Source organism: Oligoflexus tunisiensis, from assembly GCF_001748245.1.
Taxonomy (GTDB): Bacteria; Bdellovibrionota_B; Oligoflexia; order Oligoflexales; family Oligoflexaceae; genus Oligoflexus; species Oligoflexus tunisiensis.
Genome location: NZ_BDFO01000001.1, coordinates 4,813,391 through 4,836,707, shown reverse-complemented (window position 1 = coordinate 4,836,707; position 23,317 = coordinate 4,813,391). Strand labels below are relative to the sequence as shown.

Sequence of the window (23,317 nt, the reverse complement as noted above, 5' to 3'; positions counted from 1 at the left end):
TAGCTGGTGAAATGGGTCCAGTTGGTCCTGCTGGTCCTCAAGGTCCACAAGGTGAAACTGGTCCACAAGGTATAGCTGGTGAAATGGGTCCAGTTGGTCCCCAGGGTCCAAAAGGTGACCAAGGTGAAGTTGGTCCTGCTGGTCCACAGGGTGAAACTGGTCCTGCTGGTCCTCAAGGCCTTAAAGGTGAAACTGGTCCACAAGGTGTAGCTGGTGAAATGGGTCCAGTTGGTCCCCAGGGTCCAAAAGGTGACCAGGGTGAAGTTGGTCCTGCTGGTCCACAGGGCCCACAAGGTGAAACTGGTCCACAGGGTGTAGCTGGTGAAATGGGTCCAGTTGGTCCCCAGGGTCCAAAAGGTGACCAGGGTGAAGTTGGTCCTGTTGGTCCACAAGGGCCCAAAGGTGATCAGGGTGAAGTGGGTCCTGTCGGCCCGCAAGGTCCACAAGGTCTCGCTGGTCCACAGGGTGAAGTAGGTCCAATCGGTCCGCAAGGCCCACAAGGACTTGCTGGTCCACAGGGTCCAAAAGGTGATCAAGGTGACGTGGGTCCTGCTGGTCCCAAAGGCGATCAAGGTGAAATGGGTCCAGCCGGTCCTCAGGGTCCACAAGGTGTGGCTGGTGATGTTGGTCCCATTGGTCCTGCTGGTCCCAAAGGTGACAAAGGCGATAAGGGTGATCAGGGGGAAGCCGGTCCTCAGGGTCTTGCAGGCGAAGTTGGTCCTGCTGGTCCTCAAGGTCCACAAGGTGAAGCTGGTCTTCAGGGCCCACAAGGTGAAGCCGGTCCCAAAGGCGACAAGGGTGATGTCGGTCCTGCAGGTCCTCAGGGTGTAGCTGGTGAAGTTGGTCCTGTTGGCCCTGCTGGTCCTCAGGGTCCCAAGGGTGATGTCGGTCCTGCAGGTCCTCAGGGTGTAGCTGGTGAAGTTGGTCCTGCTGGTCCCGCTGGTCCTCAGGGTCCAAAAGGTGACAAAGGTGATAAAGGTGAGCCTGGTAAGGATAGTATTACCAAGGTCGGGAGTGGTAACCCTCCCATCCCAGCTTGCACCCCAACAACAGCAGGAATGATTGTATACGCGGTAGGAGACGGCATTAGTTCTACATCTGCTTTCAAGGGTTGTGTGTGTAATGGTGCATGCGCCTGGCAGGTGCTTACTAAATAAGAGTGGGAGAAATTTCGATGAGAGCTGCAAACCATGTGTTAACCGGTGTGATCATGTCTAGTCTCTTCCTGACATCTTGTGGGAAGAAAGAAAGTAAGGAAAATGACCTTTCTGCTCTGACTACTGTGGTGGCAACGCCCACCGATCTTCCAACGTGTTCGGTTGAAGAGATGTCCCGCGTGTATTGGGTCGAAGAGCAATCAAAACTTTATGTTTGTAATGGAACGTCATTCGTCGAAATCACGGGATCAAAAGGTGACCAAGGGGAAAAAGGCGACCAGGGTGAAAAGGGTGAAAAGGGCGAAAAGGGCGAAATTGGTGAAGCAGGATCGCCTGCAAATTCGGGGATTTGGATTTTTGATAAGAACAGCAAAAGCATAGGTGTCTTGATGGAAGCCTCGCTTGGTCTCGTTCTCTTTCCAAATGGTGGTTTTGCCCGAATCAACTTGCAAACTGGTGAGTACGTGTTGCCAGCAATGTATAGCAGCGGCGTGATAATGGAAATCGATAGGGTTTTTGTGTGTGCTTATACTGATACAACCTGTAGCGGTACCTGCTACGTAAATAGACCCCTTCCCGGCGGAACTATTTTGCGAACATCAGAATCCGGATATGTTATTACCCAAGGTACAGAGACTTTGGAGTCGGGCGTAGTCATGAAGTCGCTTCGCGCCGCAGACGCTACATGTACCGTCTTGGGTGCAGACACTCCACTCGATGCCTACGCAATAACAAAATCTTATAGTTTTCCGGACAGCGTTTCGTTGCCACTTCAAGTCCCACTTTCATATGGCTTCAAAACCGAAGATTAACACCCAAGCTCTCACGAAATCACAAACCCCGCTGCGAGGCGGGGTTTCTTGTTCCCGTCACGCCCGGGAATCCTACGCATCACTCCACCTCTTCCACAAACTCAGACGCTTCTTTCACCAGCATCATCTCCTTCAAGCCAGGAATTGGACGAAGGCGACTGGGACTCAACGAGCTCACGCGCTTGGTAAAACATTGAATTGCCTAACGGGCCCCCCGGGCTTGCCGTGAAGCCGTCCCCATATTCCCTCCCAACCCTTGGGGATTGTGTCATCCGATAAGACTTGTGGCATCATTGAAATTGAGGCCAGGTTGAATCGGCTTATGAGGACAATGTCATGCAAAACGCTGAAAAGATTCGGGTCAGGATAAAGCTGTGGGCGGATCCGGCTCAAACCGCCGTTCGTGGTGAGACGCTACGTCGACTTTCAGCTCTTGCCGGCTTCACAGCAAAGGCCATGGCGCGGGAACTGGATGTCAATCGATCGACCCTCTATCAGGAAAAGGTTCGGATTCCCCAGAAAATTCAACAAAGGCTGAGGGAGCTGACCCGTGTGATCGATAATGCTTTCGTTCTCTTTGAAGGCGATGAAAAAGCGGTCATGGAATGGCTTTTTTCGCCAAGCCGTAGATTCTATAACATGACGCCATTTTCCCTTGTGATGGGCGGAAACGGCTCCACCGTCTACGAATTTCAAGAGAACCTGATCAATGACTCGGAAACCTTCAAATCGATCTAAGATCAAGATCAGCTCCAACGTCTCTTTTGAAAAAATTGCAGAGTTTTCTGAGAAGGACTGGAACCGATTCCAGGCCGAATGCATGCATACGCTTCCCGTCAACGGCCGATCCCTCAGGAGAGGGGCTGAACTTTTGCTTCTATGTGAAAGACGATGAAGAAGCAAAGTCAATATTCGCTGTGGAGCGATATGAACTGCCGTAGATTCCTGACGGCCTGGATCAACACTTTCCATCACCTGTCACCCGCCTGCGTCAGACTTTGACTGCTCTTGCGTTATTTCCCATGCAATGCTACCAATCTTCACGACAGGCTGCCTGTTCATAAACTCGACGCTTTACAAGGCTGGTGACGGAATTCCGGTCAATCTCCAAGCCGACACGTGAATTTTTTTCCTGAAACCAAAGCCTTGGGCAAGGAACGATTCGTGGATTGCGGTAAATCCAGAATCGGGCCGACGCCATGGAGCGTCATCGAACTGAGGAGCGAATCATGTTGAAGATTCAGGTACTGAAATGCGGCTTGTTATTGTTTGGACCCATTCTGATAGCCTCCTGCGGTCTCGCGGACAGGAGTCAAACGAAAGCCCTTGAGGCCAATGACGAAAGCAAAATTGATACCAATACCCTGACGGTTGAACTCCAACCGCGATCAGGTGTATCAGGACGGCAACGGATTAATTTCGCAGTTCCTTTGCTTCCAGGGCAGCTGAAAGATGCTGCGTTGGTTCAGGTTCTTCATAATGACGTCGAGCTGCCCACGGCCCGTCACTCGCTTGCCCTCTATCCGGATGGAAGCATCCGCAGTGTGCAGATACAGTTCGAACTAGAAATCAGTGAAAAAACCTCGGTGATCGTCCACATCGGCAAAGCCCCAGGCACACCTGATATCACCGCCATTCCCGTCGCCGACACACTGGTGGAATCGAATGGAGCGGAAATACCCCGCGTATGGGCCACGCTCCCAGGTTCATGGTTGAGCGCCAGCGGCGCCTTAGGTCCGCTCGTGACTTCAGAGAGCGTGCGCGGGACACCGTTCGAAGCATGGGACAAGCTCTGCGATTACGCAAAATACGATGTTGATGCGTTTCAAGCCAAAAGCAGCACCGCCGACGTCTGGCTCTATGACCGCGGCACCGTCATGTACCGAGGTTATGCCCGCACCGGAAACATCGGTCCCTTGACGAGCGCCTATCGGGAAACCTCAATCTATCGCAGCGGGATTCGCGGCAGTGGATCATCCCTCACCATCGCCGTACCAGGCAAGTCCAAGGATTTGAAATACTACTATGCTCAAAACATGGCGATTCATTACCTCCTCACGGGTGATGAGCGATACCGCGAAAGCGCTGAGGATATCGCAACGAGCATCAATCTCTTGTGGAAACCCCGCTATTCAGGAGGTTTCTGGACCGAGCGCCATGCCGGCTTTCAACTTCTCGCCAATGTCTGGGCTGCTCTGGTTTCTGATGACAAGGCCGCTGAATTCACAGAACGAGCCAACGAAGATGTCGACGCCTTCCTCGCCCTGCAAAACTCAAATGACTACGGCAACAGCCAACCTGATGCCCGCTGCTTTGCGCATACCGCTGCGTCTCACGATGAGGAATATGGCTATCCGGGCTGTAGTCCCTGGATGAGCGCGATCCTCGCCGATGGCCTGGATGCCTATGCCACCGAGCTTGGAGGCAGCCGTGCTGCGGCCGTGCGGGATTCCATCGTCAAGCTCGGACGCGTGATCGCCCAACGAGGACGGGATGCCAATGGCAAGCCCTATTACTGGATGGGAATGGATAAAAAACGCGGTGAGGTCGATCCTTATAATGAACACTGGGGCGAGAGTGCCTATGTCGTGGCCATGGCCTGGCATCATGGTGGAAAGCAGGATGCCGGTCTGGAAAAAGTAGCCAGAGAGCTTGTTCAAGGTTTTTCAAACCAGGGAGAAGTCGGCCAGCTTCGCAGCTTCAACTGGCAATGCCGCAGTGCGGTGGCGACACCTTATTTCCTGAAGTAACCTACGCCCGTCTCACGGCCGTAATCGACTGCTGCGATCACAGCCGTGAGATGGCATCAGGCCACCGGCGCCATTTCCAGAAATTCACTGGCCAATAGATCGAGCATTATGGCAAACAAGTCAGGGTTAAGACCACGTGAGGGAGACCCTGATGAAGAGTTTGTGCCTGATCCCTGCTTGCCTGCTGGCTTCACTATCATTTGCCCACACGAAACCATCTTTTGACTGTCAGAACGCCCGAAGCAACGTGGAAAAAGTAATCTGCAAGGACGACGAGTTCGCCCGCTGGGATCTGATACTGGCCAAAACCTATGTCCAGAAAAAAAATGATGGTGCCTTCAAAAAGGAATACCAAAGTTGGCTGAAGGAACGGGACAGCTGCAATAATCAGACGGCCCTGGGCAACTGCTTGCGTGAGCAGTATGCGCGCATATTCGGGGCCATTTATGAAAAGCATGATGGACCCGCCGAACCTCTGTTACCGGACGCCGAATGCTTTCTTCCCATGGTGCGCGGGATGAATGGAGACGAGGGCTTTTACGCTGTGCGCGTGATTTCCCGGTATCTCAACTGCGGTAAGCTCAATATCAATCTGCAAAAAGTAGACACGGGGGCGAAATACGAAGTCAGCTTTGTCGGGAAAAGGGGGCCGACCTACTATTATCTGCTCAAGGAAACTTACGAAAAGGAGTTCTATCAGCACGAGATAGGAGTCCAATTCGCCGTGAAAGAGATCATCCACAAATATCCACCAGGAAAGTCCTTTACCCTGGTGATGTCACTGATCGAACACTAGAAGCTGTCTTATGCAGCTGCCCTGCCGATAACGTCCTGATCATCATCAAACATATGGAACGGCAGATCCATCACAAAGCGGAAAGGGCAGTAATCCGGGTTGGTCTTCCGATCCTCAAGGAGTTCAATCCTGATATCGCCTTCGCATTCCTGAATATACCGTTTGACAGCATCCATGCCGACCCCTCGGCCCGAAATGTCCGTCACCTGGTTGGCTGTTGAAAGACCGGAGTCGAATATCAAACCGGCTATCTTACTGCCATGGGCGGCATCTGCAGCCTTGAGCAGACCACGGGCCAAACCTATTTCGAAGATCTTTTTCATGTGGAGGCCCCGGCCATCGTCCTGGTACGTCAGCCGCATGATATCGTCATGCCTCTGCATGGTGATGCTCACGGTACCCTTGGGCGGTTTCCCTGCCTTGATCCGCTCAGCCGAAGACTCGATGCCGTGATCCATCGCGTTCCGCAGTAAATGGACAAACGTGTTGCGGAAAAGCTCATCGGCCTGCTCACCCAGGAGAATGCCATTCGTTTCCAGGATGACCTCGGGGTGCTCCTTGTGCAAGTCCTTTGCAAGAACCGCCAGGCAACCGAAGATCTCATGAAAGACATCGTTCGCGTCCTTATAGATCTTGTGATGGAAAAGCGTCTGAATCTGATCAATGCTTGCCAGAACATCGCCCGGCAACTCTTTTCCGCGTGTGGATTCCCTTAGGTTGCGATAAATCGCCTCGACATGCTCGATCCTGAATTCCACGAAGTGCGTCTGCTCCGAGCTTCGGCCGAGCTTTTCCTTGGCCAGACTTTCATATAGCTCCACGATCTTGCGAGCTTCACTCAGGTCCTGGGCCATCTTCTCAACATCCCAGGATGCCTGTCTCTCCTTTTGAAGATGAGCATAGTACTGCTCGACGTCATGGAAGACCCGGGTCATGCGCTTGAAATAGAGGGATCGGGCCGAACCCTTGATCGTATGCATATTGATGAAAAGGAGCTTCAGGACTTCAAAGTTCCTCCGTTCCACCCCTTGCGAACGGATCAGTTTTTCGTTCTCCTGGATGAGCTCGCGGCATGACTGTATGAATCGGAGGAATCTGGGGGCCGGGACGCTGATGATTTCCCCGATGAACTGAAGCTCCTCCTGCTGCTCCTTGCTGCGTTCCTGCAACTTGCGAATTTCCGTCACATCGCGCATGGTGACAAGAATCTTGTCGACGCTGAGGTCTGATTTTTCAATGGCATTCCACGTGAGCTCGAAGTGCCTGTCCTTGCCATCGACGGTGGCCCTTTGAAATTCGGACGGCAGCGTATGTGCATTCGCTTCGAAATTGACGATGTGCTCACCGAGGGAGGCCTCGATGGTACTGATGGCCTGGCTTTTATCATCGGACGTCAGGCTGCTGCTCGAAAAGATCAGATCGGTCGCGACGCAGGATTCCATGTCATGGACCGGGAATATTTCGTGGATATGCCGTGAGTGATCCTTATGGATTTTTTTGTCCGACTTTATCATGAAAATTCCAAGAGGAATATGCTCCATGATGGAGCGAATATCCCGCGTCTTTTCATCAACGATGCGTTCCAGGTTGGTATTCAGAGCGACCACGGTATCCCGCTCGCTCTCGAGGTCCTTGGATAGCGCACGGATTTCCTTTTCCGAGGTTTTGACCCGGGCAAAGGCCATCGAGAAGCGCATGGCTAACATATAGGACTGGCAGAAGATAAAACCAAAGACGCCGAGACCCATGAACATGGGGGTCTTGATGAGCTGCCGTATGGAAAGAATATCGTTGACTGTCGTCGCCAGAAGGATGAAGACTCCGAACAGGAAGGCGGAGGCTCCTTCCACCTTCTTGAAGCGGGCCCTGACGATAGCCACCACGGAATATAGGGCCATCATAAGCACGACGGCATGGTAATAGTTTGTCCATCCCACGAAAATCCGGGCGTCCGTCCCCAGGATAAGACCGTAGTACACGAAGGTAATGGCGCTGACGGCGCGGGGCACAAAACGGGAATAGGTCGTGCGGAATGAGTGATAAGCAAACCAGGCAAAGGCTGAAGTTCCGGCGATCCAGGCAAGATTATAAATGCGAAGGCGATGGTCAAATCCGAGTTCGGGAAAGAACAAAGGCAAAGCCCCGTTTCGCGCTGATGCCAGATAAAGACTGGTCGTAAGACAGAGTGTACCAAAGCAAATCGGGGATGGATCCTCACGCCTCAGGAGAAAGAGGCATATGTGATACATGCCCATGATGAAAAGAGCGCCAATGATAAAGAGGTCAATCGACAAAGTGCGGGCATGATTGCTGGTTAAGGCTTCCAAGGGCCCCATGACGATGGGTTGAGTGATCCCGCAAAGAAAAATCTCGAAGTTGGCGACCTGCACGATGATGTCAAACGCGGAGCCTTGAGGGGTGAAGTCGTAGAGCTTCTGCCCGGTTCCTCCCTTGGATGTAGCGGCATCCGTCCCAACGACTCCAAACCGGGCGATCTCCCTTCCTTCCACGAAGATGCGGGATGAAGACCAGATGGATGCAGGGAAATAGAGGGCGATCGGGGCCTTTGGGGCGTTCACGACCCGCAGTCGATAGGTTGCATAACCCATAATAGGATATTCCGTTGCGCCTTGAGACCATAGTCCGGGGACGTGAATGAGCGATTTCCTTGCGTCAGCCGAATCAATCGTATTCGGCTCGTAAAGCTGGCTCCAGTAAAATTCCCAGTCACCCCGCAGCTCCAAAGGCTGATCGATGGAGAGAGTTCCTAGGTCGAGGACACCGTCCCGGACAGAACCTCGATCGACGGCTTCCGTTTTGTTTCCGGCAAGGAATAAATAGGCCAGGACTATCCAAAGGTACTTCATACGCTTCTCAAAAACTGGAAGTGGGTGATATATCCTTGGGTTTCGGATAACTGCTGAAAACCATTAGTACAAATAGATATGTAGCTTTCTTTCGTTCAAATGATTGCAGGAGGTTATATGGCTGGCGAACCCGGGGGGTCAAAAAAAACCCCCGCGCTGGCGCGTGGGGGCAGGCAAAGTCGGAGTATGGGACTCACATCACAGTCTGGCAATCCGTCCCGATTCCTGTTCTGGAGCAGCACCCTGCTTTTCATCGAGGTCGAGTCCGAGAGCATGCTTCAGTACCTCCTCGACCCGACTCACGAAGATGAATTCCAGTTCATCACGCACTTCCTGGGGCACATCCTGGATGTCCTTGCGGTTGCGTTCCGACATCAAAATCTGTTTGATGCCCGCACGGTGAGCCGCGAGAACCTTTTCCTTGATGCCGCCGACAGCCGTAACCGCGCCGCGCAGAGTGATTTCACCCGTCATGGCAAGGCTTGGATTCACAGGTCTTTGCGAGAAGAGTGAAGCCAGTGACGTCAGCATGGTCACACCCGCCGAGGGTCCATCTTTCGGGATCGCGCCGGCCGGGACGTGCACATGCACATCGGTTTTTTCATAGTCATGCTGCGTTTTCAAACTCGGCAGGAGCGAACGCACATGCGTCATCGCAATCTGAACCGACTCCTTCATCACTTCGCCCATCTGTCCGGTCAGCGTCAGCTGACCCTTGCCGGGCATGGCCTTGGCTTCAATGAAGAGGATGTCGCCACCCATCGGGGTCCAGGCCAGGCCTGTGACCACACCGGCCGGCATATGCGTTTCCGCCAGCTCCAGTGTGAAGGGTTCGTTGCCGAGCAAACGCTCCAGGTCACCCAACTTCAGGGTGATGCCGGTTTCACTTTGGATGATCGCCTCGGTCGAACCACGGATCAAAGCTGCAATCTTGCGCTTCAATTCCCGGACGCCGGCTTCCCGCGTATAGTGCGAGATGAGCCGCAGGAGGGCATCGTCCGAAATCATCAACTGGCTCGGTTTCACGCCATGGGTTTCCAGTTGCTCAGGCCAGAGATGCTGCTTGGCGATATGCAGTTTCTCGGCCGTCGTATAACCGGCGATCGAAATCACTTCCATGCGATCCCGCAAGGGACCCGGGATGGATTCCAGACTGTTCGCCGTGGCCACAAACATCACCTGGGACAGATCATAGGGAACTTCCATGAAGTGGTCGCGGAAACTGTTGTTCTGTTCCGGGTCGAGCACTTCCAAAAGTGCAGCCGCCGGATCCCCGTTGTAACTCTGCGAGAGCTTGTCGATCTCATCGAGCAGGAACACGGGATTGTTCTGCTTGCACTGCTTCAGAGCCTGAATGATACGGCCGGGGCGCGAGCCGATATAGGTGCGCCGATGACCGCGGATTTCCGCTTCATCCCGCACTCCACCGAGACTGGCCCGCACGAAGTCACGACCCATGGACTCGGCAATGCTGCGGCCGAGACTGGTTTTCCCAACACCCGGAGGTCCAACCAAAAGCAGGATGGAACCACGGAAGTTTTCCTTCAGTTTCAAAACAGCGAGATGCTGCACAATACGGTCCTTCACTTTATCGAGACCGTAGTGATGGCGATTCAAAATATCGCGGGCCTTGTTCAGATCAATTTCCCGTTTCGCACCAGGCTTCCAGGGCAGACTGAGCAGAAGGTCCAGATAGTTCTGCATGCCCGGGGCTTCCGGGGAATTGCGTTCCAGTCCGGCCAGACGCTGCGCCTCTTCCAGGGCCACCTTTTTCACGTCTTCCGGCATATCGGGATGTTCCTCGATGCGTTTGGTATAGCTATTCTTGGCCATACCGCCTTCACCAAGTTCCTCCTGGATCACGCGCATCTGTTGCCGCAGCATGGCATCGCGATGCTGCTTATTGAATTTATGAGAAACCTTGCGCCCAATCTCGGCGCGGATTTCCAGACTCTGACGCAGATCCTGCATGGTCTCAAGCAGAAGCATCAGGCGTTTGTTGAGCGATGTTTCGCTGAGAAGGGCGGCTTTGATGGCCACATCCACTTCCAGATGCGGCGCGATCAGGTTCACGAGCAGCTCAGGGTCATCGATCGCCCGCAGCATGTCGCCAACCTGTTTCATGTTGCCGGGCAGGAACGAAATAATCTTGTCCGACAGCTCTTTGATACTCGTAAGATAGGTCTGAATCGTGCCTGCATCGATGTCCTGATCGACAATGACAGGCAGGGTTCGAACCAGCCAGGCGTCATGTTCAAAGGATAAGTCCTCGATGTGATGCCGCTCGAGGCCGCGAACGATGAGCTGCACCTCCTCGTTATCATTGCCTTTAATGTACTCCACTTCGGCGACACAGCTGGTTGTATGGATTGTCTCCATCGAAATGGGTTTCTCGGCGTCCTTCCGCGTCACAACGTGAATATTTTTCAATCCACGCGCTTTCATTTCGCGCAAGGCGGCAAGATTTTTTTCATCGGTTACTGTGACCGGCATGGCTGTGCTCGGGAAAAGCACAAATTGAGAGGACACCATGGCTGGAACCCAGCGATTCGATAACTCCGTCATAGACCACCCCAGGTGCTGCGCATCAATTTCGGCTCTGTTGGTCGCGCAGGGACCCACAAAGCGTTATCCCAAAGATGGAGTCTAAAGGAAAATTGTCAAGATACGCGCAAAAAAACCAAGGCCGCCGCTTTGTATAAAATTTCGACGCATGTGCAACGGCCCGGCGACAATCGTTGACACAGGGCGTGCAATTCCTATTTAATATTGTGAAATCATTAGTAAATAAAAGCTTACCCGACAGCGTGGGCCGTCGAAATCGGTGGTATGGGCCTTGCTTCATGCGAGGTGCGCTTGGGAGTTGAAATCCGCTCCCTGATTGACGTTGCTGTTGCTCTCTAAGCTGTTGAGGTTTTTCATGTTGAAGCGCCTTTTGTCGTTCATCCTGGTCTCGTTTTTCGCACTCGCCTGCCGTGAGTCTCATGTCGAGGAAGTCAAAAACTTCCGCATCTTCGTTGAAACCGATACTCCGGCCCTCAAGTACTCGGTGCAGATTCTGGTCGCCGATTACAACCGTCACGTGGGTTTTACGGCCCTGTCCGTGGTCGACAAAAAAGAAGACAGTACTTCGACGATCCACTTTCAGAAGGACCTCGCCGATGACGGTCGCAAATTGGGTCTGGGACAATGGACGGCGCTGCAGAAGCAAACTGTCGCGGGGCAATTCAATCAAACGGAAACCATGACGATTGAATATGGAATGGAACTGATCTTCGACCTGGATAACTTTCTTGAGAAGGCGGCTTATATCCAGGATCCTGAGTCAGAAGGCTATCAACACCTGTTCCATCTTTTCTGTCATGAAGTAGGCCACGGTATGCAGATGGATCACACACATACCGAAGGCAGCGTCATGTTTCCCAGCATCTCCATCCACGGTTCAGATGCCGTCGACTTTGACGACTATTTCCGCAGTGTGCGCGCTTTCCTCGATGACCCCACGAGCATGGTGTCGGCGCAACAGGGTCATGGTACGGGCCACAGGCACAGACAATTGTGATCTTTATTCCGGAGGGTGCACGGCGTTGCGCATCAGCTCGATGGCCTTCGCCTCCCACCAAACGCCAGCTGCCGGCCCACCGTTGCAGCTCCCGTCCGATTCTCCAGGCTGCTTGAGCCAAAGATAAGCGTCCAATCCCTCGATTGCTGTCGGAGCCTGAGGCCATTCGCCTATGGCTCGATTTTTTGGGTTGCACCAGGAGTCTTGCGGCAAGGCACCCCGACCATTGCGCGAGGTGTCGATCACGAAGGCTTTGCCGCCCATCTTTCGCACGATCTCCTGACCATACTGAATGCAGTCGGGGGTCGCGTGATACTGGCCGACGTTCAACGCAAATCCATCGGCCGCCATAACCCCGGCCTTCACAAGGCGAGCCGCCGCTTCGTCGACTGTCAGCCAGCCCGGATAACCGCTCCCTATATAGACCTGAGCCTTGCTGTTCGTCTTAAGAACCAGAACCGTTTCAGCGATCAGGGCGAGGCGGGCGTTGATTTCCTCGGGTTTCAAACAGCCCGTCAGCAGCAAGGCCTCAGGCTCCAGAATCCAATAGATGGGCGTTTCCCCCAGACCCTTCACGAGGTCCCGAATCCAGAGACGATAGGCCTCCGGATCAAGGCCGCGTGTGGTGTATCGCATGCAATCACGATGCGGAAGAGCTTTGATCACAGCCACAGCATAACGGTTCGATCCCGCCACGGCCTGGGCCAGCTGACCAGCCGCAGCCAAAGGGTTGGTGGTTTGAATTGTGAACCATACCGCGGTGGGCTGTTCCGCCAGCTGACGCAACCATTCCGCTTCGCGCGGCTCGGTGGCCTGCAAACGGGCTGCGGCCTGAACCACCTCGCGCTTGGGATCCACCCAGAACTGGCGGCTGCCGGGTTCCTCCGCTGCGGGTTCGGGTTCTGGAGTCGGGACAGCTGCCGGTGCCGTCGCCACCCCAGCCGGAGCTTGTGTCGCTGTCGTTTTTATCTCAGGCCCAGGTGCCGTCATGGTCTCAGGTTCCGGTGTGCTTTCACAGGCCAGCAGCCAGAGGACAAGGCAAAGTTCACGACGGATAGCCTTCATGGTGATCTCCTTTATGCATCGGGCGCTGCTTCCATGGTATCAAAACTGCCCCATCCGAGGGCCATACCGATGGTTCAGAATCGTGCGACGGCTTCGCAGTCAAAGGACTCCGCCAGAAATATTTTGATGAATAAGCACTTTTTCTGCATTTTATGCACCCCAACCTGCTGAAATCATAGCTTTATCCAGGTCTAATAGTTGGATTTAATTAGCATTTGTGTATTTGTCAATTTTGGGATAGGAAGGGACCAAATGCGACCAATGCGACCGAGCGGGAGGTGTGCCGGCCATGAGAGAAATGTCACCCAAGTTTGAAGCCGTGCAAACAGCTGTCAAACGATACTTTGAACGCTTTCCGCGTGTCAGTATCAAGGCCCTGTCGATGCGAACCGGAGTGCCCTATGCGACGCTTCGCAGGATTTTGCAGGCCGAAGTTAATGACATCAAAGATGAAACCATTTTTAAATTGATTGATCGGGTCATGCTCCGCGAGGATCGGATGAGTTTTATCCGTGACCACTATCCGGCGTTGGCCAAGGTCGTTGCGGAATATCCGGAACAAGGACTCGATGACGACGGATCAGTGGCCATGTTGAAAAAATTTCGTTACATGGATCCTCACAATTTTATCATCAAACTGGCCCTCACATCCGCCGGCACCACGCGGGATGATGTGCAGCGGTTGACCGGTGAACGTGGCATCCTTGCCCTGGAGGAGATGGTGGATGCCGGCCTGATCATCGAGGAACGGGAAATTCTGCGCGTGCATGGCAACGGTTTCCGTTTAATGGACCTTGATGATATTCAGCATCAAATACAAAAGGACCTGCACTATTTCCCGCGAAGCATGGTAGGAACTGAGTATGCCCGGATTGGGCATATGTCGGAATCTGTGACCAAGGAAGCCCTGGCGCGCATGGTGGCCATGAGCGGTGAACTTTTGAAGTCCATCGAGCAAACCAAGGATACGGAAACAGGGACCATTCCGTTTTTCTTTGACATCATGATCGGCACCTACGACCGTCACACTTTAATTGGGGATTAGGAATGAACTTGCGCCGCATCCTTCCAGCGCTGGCCTTGATGGCCAGCCTCCTGTCGGCTGCTTCTGCTTATAGCCGTGGTGGAGAAACCGGGACACTGCTTATTGTTCCTGGATCGCGATCCACTCCGCATCGAAGGGTGCCTTATTATCTTTCCCTGGATCACTTCCGGCGTCTGCGCGCCCGCCTGAGTCATCAGCCGCTGGCCCCGATTCCAGGTTGGGAATCGCAACGTGCCTGGCGTTTTCATGAGCGCTATTTTACCGAGGATGGAGTCCATGAGATTCTGCCGCGGGTGAAGAGGTCGTCGCGCTAGGGCCTGTGCAAGAACTCCCTCATGTACGCTACCATTCAGGACGATAGGGAAAAGTCGGACGAATGGGAGTGGTAACATGTCCGGGCTCTCGAGCCTGTTTGCTCTTGTTTTACAAGCTCTCTTTCTCGCTTCAGCAGCCTTCGCGGCCGCTCCCGTTATCGTGCAGCCTGAACAGGATCTATACTTTTTGAGCAGGGATGTGCTCATCCTGGAGGATGAAGGCGGTTCCCTGGGCTTCGAGGATATTCGCGACCGTGGCTCTGACCTCAAATGGTTCCGATTTAACGGTGACATTCCTAACTTCGGTTTTTCGAAAAGCGCTTATTGGCTTCGCTTCACCCTGCACAATCCAACGCATAAGGACCAGGTCTGGTTTTTGGAGCTGGCCTATCCCCTGCACGATCACGTGGATTTCTACCGCGTGCATCCGGATGGCCATTCCACCCGGGTCAGCACGGGGGATCGTAAACCCTTTCATGAGCGTGAGATCCTCCATCGGACCTTTATTTTTCGTGTGGATTTGCCTGCTGATTCCCACTCGGACTTTTATTTGCGGGCTCATTCGGAAAGCTCCTTGCAGTTTCCCCTGAACCTGTGGTCGCCGAAAGGAATGGCCGGCATGCTCTCGAAGCAGCAGTTCGCGCTGGGCATTTACTTTGGCAGCATGCTCGTGATCGCTCTCTATAACCTCTTTATCTACGTCACGCTCCGCAATGCGCTTTATCTTTACTATATTATATATATCGTCTCATTCGGAGCCTTTCAGTTCGCTATAAGCGGGCTCGCTTTGCAGTACCTCATGCCCAATCACCCCGATTTTGCCAGCCGTTTTCTGCCGCTGGTCGGAAGCTTCGCCGCGTTATGGGGCACCACCTTTTCCAGGAAATTTCTGCAGACGGATCGTTATTGTCCCCGTCTGGATCGCCTGATCAAATTTATCTGGCTGAATTCGCTGGTGTTCGTCGGGGTGGCCCTGGTGGCTCCCTATTTTATCTCCATCGTCTATGGAGCTCTGGTGGCTGCCTTTCTCCCGCCCGTTCTGGAAGTGGCGGCCATCCTTGCCTGGAGACAGGGCTACCGTCCGGCTCGCTATTTTGTATTGGCCTTCTCGGCTCTTTTGGTGGGTTTGACTCTCTACCATCTGAGTCGCCTCGGAATTTTTCCCAGCTCGCCCCTTCTGGAATATGGAAGCCAGATTGGTTCCCTGCTGGAAGTCATCCTTCTGTCACTGGCGCTGGCGGACAAGATCAAAGTGGAACAGTCCCAGGATCATCTCAAAATTGCCGATCTGAACAAGGAACTGGAGCATCATATCGCCAACGTCGAAGCGGAGGTTGAAGAGAAGACCCGCGACATCCGTTCCATCATGGAACATATCCCGCTCGGTATTTTCATGATCAAGCCCGATCAGAAGGTTCATCGGGACCATTCGCAAAGCTTCCGCGAGATGTTTGCCCATGCCGATCTGGAGCGCATTGAGGCCACGACCCTGCTCTTTAAGCCAAGCCATCTCTCGGCGGATCAGGTCAGCCAGGCCACCAGCTGTGTGCAGGCCACCCTGGGCGAGGATGTGCTGAACTTTGATGTCAATAGCCATGCGCTGCCGCAGAAACTCAGACGTCCCGGTCCCGATGGAACGGAAAGATTCTTCGATCTGACCTGGAACACGATTGATAACGCGGAGGGAAAGGTGGACAAAATCCTGGTCACCCTGCGCGATGTCACGGACATTCGCAAGCTGCAGGAGCGCAGCCAGGAACAGCAGGAGGAGCTTGAGTTCATCAGCGAGATTTTGAATGTGCCGACCCCACGCTTCCTGCGCTTCATTCAGTCCTGTCGCGACCTGCTGGAAGAAAACATGGTGCTCGTCCATTCGCAGGGGCTCGGCAAGAAAAACTTCGATATCCTCAAGATGCTCTTCATCAACATGCATACCATCAAAGGCTCGGCGCGTGCCCTTTATTTGAAGAAGATGACCAGCGTCTTCCATGATTTGGAACAGTACTATGCGCAGCTGCAGAAGAATCCCGCGCTTAGCTGGGATCTGAAGAAAATGGAAAGAGACCTGCAGGAAGCGGAAGCGATCGTCTCGGTCTATGAACGCATCGCCCGGGAAAAACTGGGGCGCAGCACGGAGAGTCACCGGCATGTCGAGTTTCACGTGGAGCAGGTGGAGAGCGCCTATCGGGGTCTGGCGCAGGCCGTCGAGGGACAAACGCTTCCCGATGAGATCAAGGTCGGGGTCAACCGCGTCCTATCACTCTTTCATCAAAAAATGTTCCGCAGCGCGCAGGAGATCCTTGAGGATGTGTGCGCGAGCCTTCCGGCGCTGGCCCGGGATCTGCAAAAGGACGTTCCGGTGGTCACGATCGAAGTTGATCGCCTGCTCATGAGCGATAAGGCTGAGGAATTGATCCGGCATGCCTTTGTTCATCTGCTGCGGAACACCATGGATCATGGTATTGAGTCACCCGAAGAGCGGGCCCGGTGCGGAAAGTCCCGGCAGGGGAATATCACGATACTGATGGAACGCCACGGGACGCGGGTGATTATGATTTATCGAGATGATGGACGTGGATTGGATCTGGCCCGCTTGCGCGAAATCGGGCTGGCCCGGCAGCTGCTGCCGGAGGGTGGGGTTCATCGTCCCGAGGAAATCGCGGATTTGATTTTCCATTCCGGACTGTCCACGGCCAACCAGCTGACCGATATCTCCGGTCGTGGCGTGGGCATGGATGCTGTGCGCCGCTTCATTCATCAGGCTGGCGGAACCCTGCGGATCGTTCTCCTGCCTCAGGGGAAGGCGGCGGATCATCACCGACTCTTCCAGCTGGTCATCGATCTGCCTTTTGAGCTTTTTGAGCAGGCCAAGGATCATATCGAGCTGGATCAGAGTGCCTGATCCCGCCCGTCCGCTTCAGGATACGGAGACCGCATCAGCATCCCGGGATTGAGCCGTCGGTTTTTTCGCAGCCGCCCGCGGTTTCACCACAAGCTCAGAGCCGTGAATCCGATCCCAATGATGAAAGAACGAAGCAAAGTTGCCGTTGAACTTCGAATGATGTTCATCATGAGGTTTGGCCCCGGCGCCATAGATCAGCTTGTGGGGGAACCAGAGACGAAAATTGTAGCCGCTGTGACCATCCAGCGTTTCCAGCACGCGAATGAAGAGCCAGATCCACAGCACTCCGAGATGCATGTTCAGGCCGAATAGAGCCACCAGGACAGGTCCGGCCATGACCGGCAGGGAGTTGGCGACGATGAATTCGATGGGATGCGCATAGAGCGAGGCGATCGCGGTCGGTGTCACGAACTCGTGATGCACCTTGTGAATCTTCTTATAAAGGTTCGGCCGGTGCAGAATGCGATGCGTCCAGTAGAAGAGGAAATCCTCGACCAGCATGAAGAAAACGATCTGCAGCGCGATCATCCAAACCGGGGGCCAATCCTGAAAGGAAAAGTTCATGCCGAGTTGGGCAAAGAGCGGGTAGGTGAGAAAAAGCAGCGGCAGAAGAATAAAGATCTGGTGCTTGAGGATCAAACGGGCCGCTTTTTTCACCTGCTTCTCCGAAGCATAGCGGTTGGCCTGAATCTTGTGTCGGGCAAAAAGTTTTTTCCTATCGATCCAGTTGTAGAACGCGACGCCGATCCAAAACGTACCCATGAGCACAAGGCTGGTGCCCACGAAAAAAAGCATGTGTTCCTGCATGATCCTGATCCCCCTTACCACTTGGAGTAGTGTTTTTCGGCCACTCCAAAGACGCGATCCACGCGATAGGAGTGGTTGTTCACGCTTATGGTACCAGAGTAGTGACCAAAGGCCTGGGTGAACTTCGAGGCCAGGATGCCTAGAGAAACATGCTCGCGTCTGACCCCCATGGGCTCAAAGATCAGATCCACATTCAAGGCCGCGGTGTTGTTGGGATCCACCGCTTCAATGCGCCAGGTCTTGCGATCCAGTTCCTTGTTTTCCGGCAGGACAAAGCGGGCCGCACCGACCTGGTGGCTGCGACCGTCGACCCAGACCGTATTTTCCTGACTGGCCCCGGTGTCATCATCGTAGATGAGCTGCGAAAGGTTCAGACCCAGACGCGTCCCTTCGTGACGGCCAGCGAAGGCTGCATAGTTCCATTGGGTGATGTGATTGGAGAAGCTGCGCGACCAGTCCGAAACGCCAAGGCAATTGTCTGGCGTCAACGCAAAGTTTTCGCCCTGGAATTGCAGATGACCCCGCACGGCGTTGCCGGCTTCCTTGTGCGTATAGCCCGCCCGGCTCCTGGCCAGCGGAAAAACCAGTGCCATCGCTTCATCCCGGATCATATGAAAGCTGGCCGTCAGGGAGTCCAGCTTCAGCTCGATATCCCAGCCATTGGGCTGATTGTCGATCACGAGATGCGTGTTGCGGTTTTGCCAGATGGTTTTTCCCTGAATGGACGAGTCGCCAAAACGCAGACTGCGCCCCAGCGGCACGCGTTTGCCCCATTCGTGGATGCGTCCGCTGCGCTTGTCGACGACATAGGCGAAAAAATTGGATACATAACCGAGCTGCGCGACCGCCAGGGCCACGAAAATATCGGGATGATTGATCGATACGAAATGCCATTCCTTGAGTCGTAGCGAGCGCAACCAGGTGTTCCAGCGCGTCGGCTGACGAAGCCAGCTGGCATAGTCTTCCAGATAGCCATCCTTGATGTTGGCGTTGGCGAAAGGCAGGGTGTAGCGCCCAAAAGCGCAGCGCCCATCGGCATCGACGATATAAGGCATTGTCCCAGCCACAGAAGTCTCCATGTATTCGGTTCATCCGATCAAGCAATCTACTAGGAAACGGGAAGGCTGCAAGTGAGAATTTTTCGCAGAACAGACGTATGCGTAATTTCCCCCGAGCGGCCACGGGCCCATGGATGGATCCTGACATGGCCTTGCCTTTGCATGCCGGATGACGATTTCCCAAACTGAAGCTGAAAGGGACGTTTTATGGAGAGACCAGCCACTGGCGAAGGCACGGGACCTGCCCTGCGGAGAAAACCCTTATCACCGACGGCGCAGTCCATACATTTGACTGTAAATGGCGTCAGCAAGCGGCTGCATGTGGAAGCGTGGACCTCGCTTCTCGATGCTCTGCGCGAGGACCTGGGATTGACGGGCACGAAAAAGGGCTGCGATCACGGCCAGTGCGGAGCCTGCACGGTTCTGCTCAATGGGCGTCGCATCAATTCCTGTCTGACTTTGGCGGTGATGAAGGATGAGGCGGAGGTCGTCACCATCGAAGGCCTGGCGCAGGGTGATGAACTTGCGCCTCTGCAAAAGGCTTTTGTGGAAGCCGATGCCTATCAGTGCGGCTACTGCACACCGGGACAGATCTGTTCGGCCATGGGTCTGATCGCCGAGGGTCGTGCGAAAACGCGGGATGATATTCGGGAATTCATGAGCGGCAACCTGTGTCGCTGCGGAGCCTATCCGCATATCGTGGCCGCGATTGAAAAGGTGATGAAGGAGAGCCACTCATGATGCAGTTTACCTATCAACGATCGGCTGATATCACAGGGGCGCTGCATCATATGAGAAACGCCAGCGCCGCGAAGTTCATCGGTGGCGGCACCAACCTTCTGGATCTGATCAAGGCGGATGTCGAGAGACCGGCGGAGCTGCTTGATATCAATCCCTTGCCCCTGGATCAGGTCACAGAACAGGATGATGGGCATCTGCGCATCGGTGCGCTGGTAACGAACAGTGATGTGGCCTGGCATCCCCTGGTGGAGGCACGTTATCCTCTTCTCTCCCGGGCCATCCTCGCGGGTGCCTCGCCGCAGCTGCGGAATATGGCGACCACGGGCGGCAACCTTCTCCAACGCACGCGCTGTTATTATTTTTACGATAAGGCCACAGCCTGCAACAAACGCGAACCCGGCAGCGGCTGCAGCGCCATCGGTGGTTGCAATCGCATGCATGCGATCCTGGGAGCCAGTCCCTCGTGCATTGCGGTGCATCCCTCGGATATGTGTGTGGCGCTGGCGGCTCTGGAAGCTGAGGTGCGCGTGCAATCCTGTGAAGGGGAACGGGCTATTCCTTTTGCGGACTTTCATCGCCTGCCCGGAGACACACCGGAGCGTGATACCAATCTGCGTGAGGATGAGCTGATCACCGCCGTGGAACTTCCTGTTGAAGGTTTCGCCCAGCATCACAGTTACATCAAGGTGCGGGATCGCAGTTCCTATGCCTTCGCACTGGTATCCGTGGCCAGTGGTCTTGTCATCGAGAATGGTTTGATTCAAAAGGCCCGCATCGCTTTGGGAGGGGTTGCGCATAAACCCTGGCGGCGCCCGGAAGCGGAAGCCCTGCTCGAACATCAGCAGCCGACGGAAGCCCTATTCAAGGCCGTGGCGGAAGAACTCCTGCAGGGAGCAGAAGGGCAGGGGCAGAATAATTTTAAAATTGAACTGGCGCGTCGCGTCATCATCCGTAGTCTGAAAGAGGCCGCGGGTCTGGAGGTTGCATCATGACAGAGTCCATGATTGGTCGCGCGCTCCCTCGTGTGGATGGGCCGCTTAAGGTCACCGGCCGGGCGCCTTACGTGGCGGATATCACGGTTCCTGAACTCACCCATGGTTATGTGCTGTCCAGCCGCATTGCCAAGGGCTGGATCCGTTCGATCGATACGCAAAAGGCGCTGGACATCCAAGGTGTTCTGAAAATCTTTACTCATGAGAACCGGCCACGGACGGCCTGGTTTGATCGCAGCTATCGGGATCAGGACAGTCCGGATGGATCTCCATTCCGCCCGCTGGCTTCCGAACGCATCTATTTCAGTGGCCAGCCGGTGGCCCTTGTGGTGGCGGAAACGCTGGAAATTGCCCGTTATGCGGCTTCGTTGATCGAAGTGGAATATGGGGCCGAGCCGCCGACGACTTCATTGGAAACACAAAGGGATAAGGCCTTTGATCCCGGCAAGGCAAAGTCAGGTTATGAACCGCCACCGAATTCGCGCGGCAATCCGGAGGAGGCTTTCACAGAGGCGCCGATTCAGATCGAGGCGCATTACAGCACGCCGATGCAGCACCATAATCCCATGGAAATGCATGCCTCCACAGTCATCTGGGAGGGCGATGAACGGCTGACCGTTTATGATAAAACACAGAGTGTTCTGAACAGTCAGAGTTATGTGTGCAGTGTCTTCAATTTGAAAAAGGATAAGGTCCGCGTGCTCTCCCCTTTTGTGGGGGGAGCGTTTGGTTCGGGTCTGCGGCCGCAGTATCAGCTGTTTATGGCGGTTATGGCTTCGCTGGAATTGAAGCGATCGGTGCGCGTGGTTCTCACCCGACCCCAGATGTTCACCTTTGGGCATCGACCCCGATCCTTGCAAACACTCAGGATGGCGACGGATCAGGATGGACAGCTGCAGTCCATCACGCATGAGGCCCTCTCGGAGACCTCACAGTTTGAAGATTATGCCGAACAGATCGTGGCCTGGTCGGGATCGGGATATCAATGCGACAATATCCGGTTGGATCACAAGCTCGCCCGACTCGATACGTATACACCACTTGATATGCGGGCTCCGGGCGCAGCCAGCGGCGTCTATGCGCTGGAAACAGCGATTGATGAAATGGCCTTTGCGGCCGGTATCGATCCCTTGGAATTTCGAAAGAAAAACCACGCGGATCATGATCACCTGCATGACAAACCCTTTTCGACCAAGGAACTGCTCGCCTGTTTTGAAGAGGGCGCAGCGCGTTTCGGTTGGGCCGGGCGACCCCAGTCCCCGCGTTCGATGCGTGAGGGGCATCAGCTGGTGGGATGGGGTATGGCCTCGGGGATGTGGGAGGCTTATCAAAGACCGGCGAGTGCCCGCGCGATCCTAACGGCTGATGGTCGTTTGATCGTCAGCAGTGCGACCGCGGATTTTGGAACGGGCACCTATACCGTCATGAGCCAGATCGCAGCGGAAACCCTGGGCCTTCCTCTCCGCGATGTCGTCTTCAAACTCGGTGACAGCTCCCTGCCGTTTGCACCGCTTTCGGGCGGATCGTTCACGGCCTCATCGGTGGGTTCCGCTGTGCTGGCCGTTTGTCAGAAGCTGAAACGCAAGGTCTTTGACCTGGCCTCCGGGCTGAAGGATCTTCCGTTTTACAAGCACTCCTTTGAAGAGGTGGTCTTTGCCGATGGCTTCCTGCATTTGAAGTCGCATCCCACGCAGCTTCTTTCGATTGCGAGCATTCTGCGTTATGCCGGTGTCAGTTCCCTGGATGAGGAAGTGAAATCGCTGCCCAATGTGGTGAAGCAGGAACGCTTTTCAAGGGTTACGCACGCCGCAGTTTTCGTCGAGGTGAAAGTGGATGAGGATTTCGGAACCGTCACGGTCTCGCGTGTGGTTTCAGCCGTGGATGCCGGAATCATTCTCAATCCCCTCACGGCCCGCAGTCAGATCGTGGGAGGTGTCGTCTGGGGCATCAGCATGGCTCTGCAGGAGGAATCCATCATGGATCATAAGCTGGGGCGTTTTATGAATCATGACCTCGCGGAATACCACATCCCGGTTCACAAGGATATTCCTGATATCGATGTGATCTTTATTGAAGAGAAGGATGAGATCGTCAATCCTCTCGGAATCAAAGGTCTGGGTGAAATCGGAATCGTCGGTGTTCCAGCTGCCGTGGGGAATGCCATCTTTCACGCCACCGGACGGCGTCTGCGCGATCTGCCGTTTACTCTGGATAAAGTCATCGCTTGAACATTTTTCAATCATTCTGACCGCAGGTTGTTGCCTGCGGACAGCAGAAATTTTTATACGAAAATCCCGCATATTGTAAACTTCGTTCGAACTCGCTATAAACGGTGCGCGCTCACCGGTCGAGCTTTTAAGCCGTGCGATTGATCATCGCACCTGTCTCCCAGTCATGACACAAAACTCGCGCTGATTAAGAATAAGCCTTTTTTCAAGGCTTGCTGGGA

General features: G+C 54.3%; 17 protein-coding genes. 11 read left to right on the top strand and 6 right to left on the bottom strand.

Going from position 1 to position 23,317, the window contains the following annotated elements:
• On the bottom strand, positions 1–734 hold a 734-nt coding region (locus OLTU_RS33365), incomplete at its 3' end, for a hypothetical protein (RefSeq protein ID WP_218110150.1).
• Between the two features lie 440 nt (positions 735–1,174).
• On the opposite strand from OLTU_RS33365, the gene OLTU_RS19960 reads away from it, so the two are divergent.
• The 4 genes from OLTU_RS19960 (at position 1,175) to OLTU_RS19945 (ending at position 5,515) form a co-directional block, all read left to right on the top strand.
• On the top strand, positions 1,175–1,969 hold the full coding sequence (locus tag OLTU_RS19960; RefSeq protein ID WP_141734527.1) for a hypothetical protein: 795 nt from the start codon (positions 1,175–1,177) through the stop codon (positions 1,967–1,969).
• A gap of 336 nt (positions 1,970–2,305) precedes the next feature.
• A complete protein-coding gene (locus OLTU_RS19955; RefSeq protein ID WP_141734526.1) occupies positions 2,306–2,707 on the top strand; it encodes a DUF2384 domain-containing protein in 402 nt (133 codons plus the stop codon).
• A 491-nt stretch (positions 2,708–3,198) separates the two neighbouring features.
• Positions 3,199–4,719, top strand: coding sequence for a hypothetical protein (locus OLTU_RS19950; protein WP_141734525.1), 1,521 nt, complete (start codon positions 3,199–3,201; stop codon positions 4,717–4,719).
• 247 nt (positions 4,720–4,966) lie between these two features.
• Positions 4,967–5,515 carry a lysozyme inhibitor LprI family protein gene (locus OLTU_RS19945; RefSeq protein WP_141734524.1) on the top strand — a complete coding sequence of 183 codons (549 nt, stop codon included), beginning with the start codon at positions 4,967–4,969 and terminating at the stop codon, positions 5,513–5,515.
• Positions 5,516–5,523: 8 nt separating this feature from the next.
• Here the strand turns inward: OLTU_RS19945 and OLTU_RS19940 are convergent, their stop codons facing one another.
• Together OLTU_RS19940 and lon are read right to left on the bottom strand one after the other, a co-directional pair.
• Positions 5,524–8,382: a 7TM diverse intracellular signaling domain-containing protein gene (locus OLTU_RS19940; RefSeq protein WP_141734523.1), complete on the bottom strand. Its 2,859-nt coding sequence runs from the start codon at positions 8,380–8,382 to the stop codon at positions 5,524–5,526.
• Positions 8,383–8,580: 198 nt separating this feature from the next.
• On the bottom strand, positions 8,581–10,947 hold the full coding sequence (gene lon / locus OLTU_RS19935; RefSeq protein WP_141734522.1) for an endopeptidase La: 2,367 nt from the start codon (positions 10,945–10,947) through the stop codon (positions 8,581–8,583).
• A 355-nt stretch (positions 10,948–11,302) separates the two neighbouring features.
• Between lon and OLTU_RS19930 the strand changes: the two genes are divergently transcribed.
• A complete protein-coding gene (locus tag OLTU_RS19930; RefSeq protein ID WP_141734521.1) occupies positions 11,303–11,944 on the top strand; it encodes a matrixin family metalloprotease in 642 nt (213 codons plus the stop codon).
• A 3-nt stretch (positions 11,945–11,947) separates the two neighbouring features.
• Here OLTU_RS19930 and OLTU_RS19925 read toward each other — a convergent pair whose 3' ends face one another.
• Complete coding sequence (locus OLTU_RS19925) at positions 11,948–13,009, bottom strand: glycoside hydrolase family 6 protein (protein ID WP_141734520.1); 1,062 nt, start codon at positions 13,007–13,009, stop codon at positions 11,948–11,950.
• Between the two features lie 289 nt (positions 13,010–13,298).
• On the opposite strand from OLTU_RS19925, the gene OLTU_RS19920 reads away from it, so the two are divergent.
• The 3 genes from OLTU_RS19920 (at position 13,299) to OLTU_RS19910 (ending at position 17,270) form a co-directional block, all read left to right on the top strand.
• Entirely contained in the window at positions 13,299–14,054 is a 756-nt protein-coding gene (locus OLTU_RS19920) for a hypothetical protein (RefSeq protein ID WP_141734519.1), read from the top strand.
• Between the two features lie 2 nt (positions 14,055–14,056).
• Positions 14,057–14,368: a hypothetical protein gene (locus tag OLTU_RS19915; protein WP_218110149.1), complete on the top strand. Its 312-nt coding sequence runs from the start codon at positions 14,057–14,059 to the stop codon at positions 14,366–14,368.
• A 76-nt stretch (positions 14,369–14,444) separates the two neighbouring features.
• On the top strand, positions 14,445–17,270 hold the full coding sequence (locus tag OLTU_RS19910; RefSeq protein WP_141734517.1) for a 7TM diverse intracellular signaling domain-containing protein: 2,826 nt from the start codon (positions 14,445–14,447) through the stop codon (positions 17,268–17,270).
• 15 nt (positions 17,271–17,285) lie between these two features.
• On the opposite strand, the gene OLTU_RS19905 is transcribed toward OLTU_RS19910, so the two are convergent.
• Positions 17,286–18,077 carry a sterol desaturase family protein gene (locus tag OLTU_RS19905; RefSeq protein WP_141734516.1) on the bottom strand — a complete coding sequence of 264 codons (792 nt, stop codon included), beginning with the start codon at positions 18,075–18,077 and terminating at the stop codon, positions 17,286–17,288.
• A gap of 14 nt (positions 18,078–18,091) precedes the next feature.
• Positions 18,092–19,144 (bottom strand): DUF2804 domain-containing protein, encoded by a 1,053-nt coding sequence (locus OLTU_RS19900; protein WP_176736785.1) that lies wholly within the window; start codon positions 19,142–19,144, stop codon positions 18,092–18,094.
• A 198-nt stretch (positions 19,145–19,342) separates the two neighbouring features.
• Here OLTU_RS19900 and OLTU_RS19895 point away from each other — a divergent pair, with 198 nt between their 5' ends.
• From OLTU_RS19895 to OLTU_RS19885, 3 genes are read left to right on the top strand one after another with little or no spacing between them, the layout of a single operon-like run.
• Positions 19,343–19,876 carry a (2Fe-2S)-binding protein gene (locus OLTU_RS19895; RefSeq protein WP_141734514.1) on the top strand — a complete coding sequence of 178 codons (534 nt, stop codon included), beginning with the start codon at positions 19,343–19,345 and terminating at the stop codon, positions 19,874–19,876.
• Complete coding sequence (locus tag OLTU_RS19890; protein ID WP_141734513.1) at positions 19,873–20,868, top strand: FAD binding domain-containing protein; 996 nt, start codon at positions 19,873–19,875, stop codon at positions 20,866–20,868. The genes OLTU_RS19895 and OLTU_RS19890 overlap by 4 nt, the downstream gene beginning before the upstream one ends.
• The gene (locus OLTU_RS19885; RefSeq protein WP_141734512.1) at positions 20,865–23,096 is read left to right on the top strand and encodes a xanthine dehydrogenase family protein molybdopterin-binding subunit; all 2,232 of its coding nucleotides are present in this window, start codon (positions 20,865–20,867) and stop codon (positions 23,094–23,096) included. Before OLTU_RS19890 ends, OLTU_RS19885 begins: the two co-directional genes overlap by 4 nt.
• Positions 23,097–23,317 lie beyond the last annotated feature (221 nt).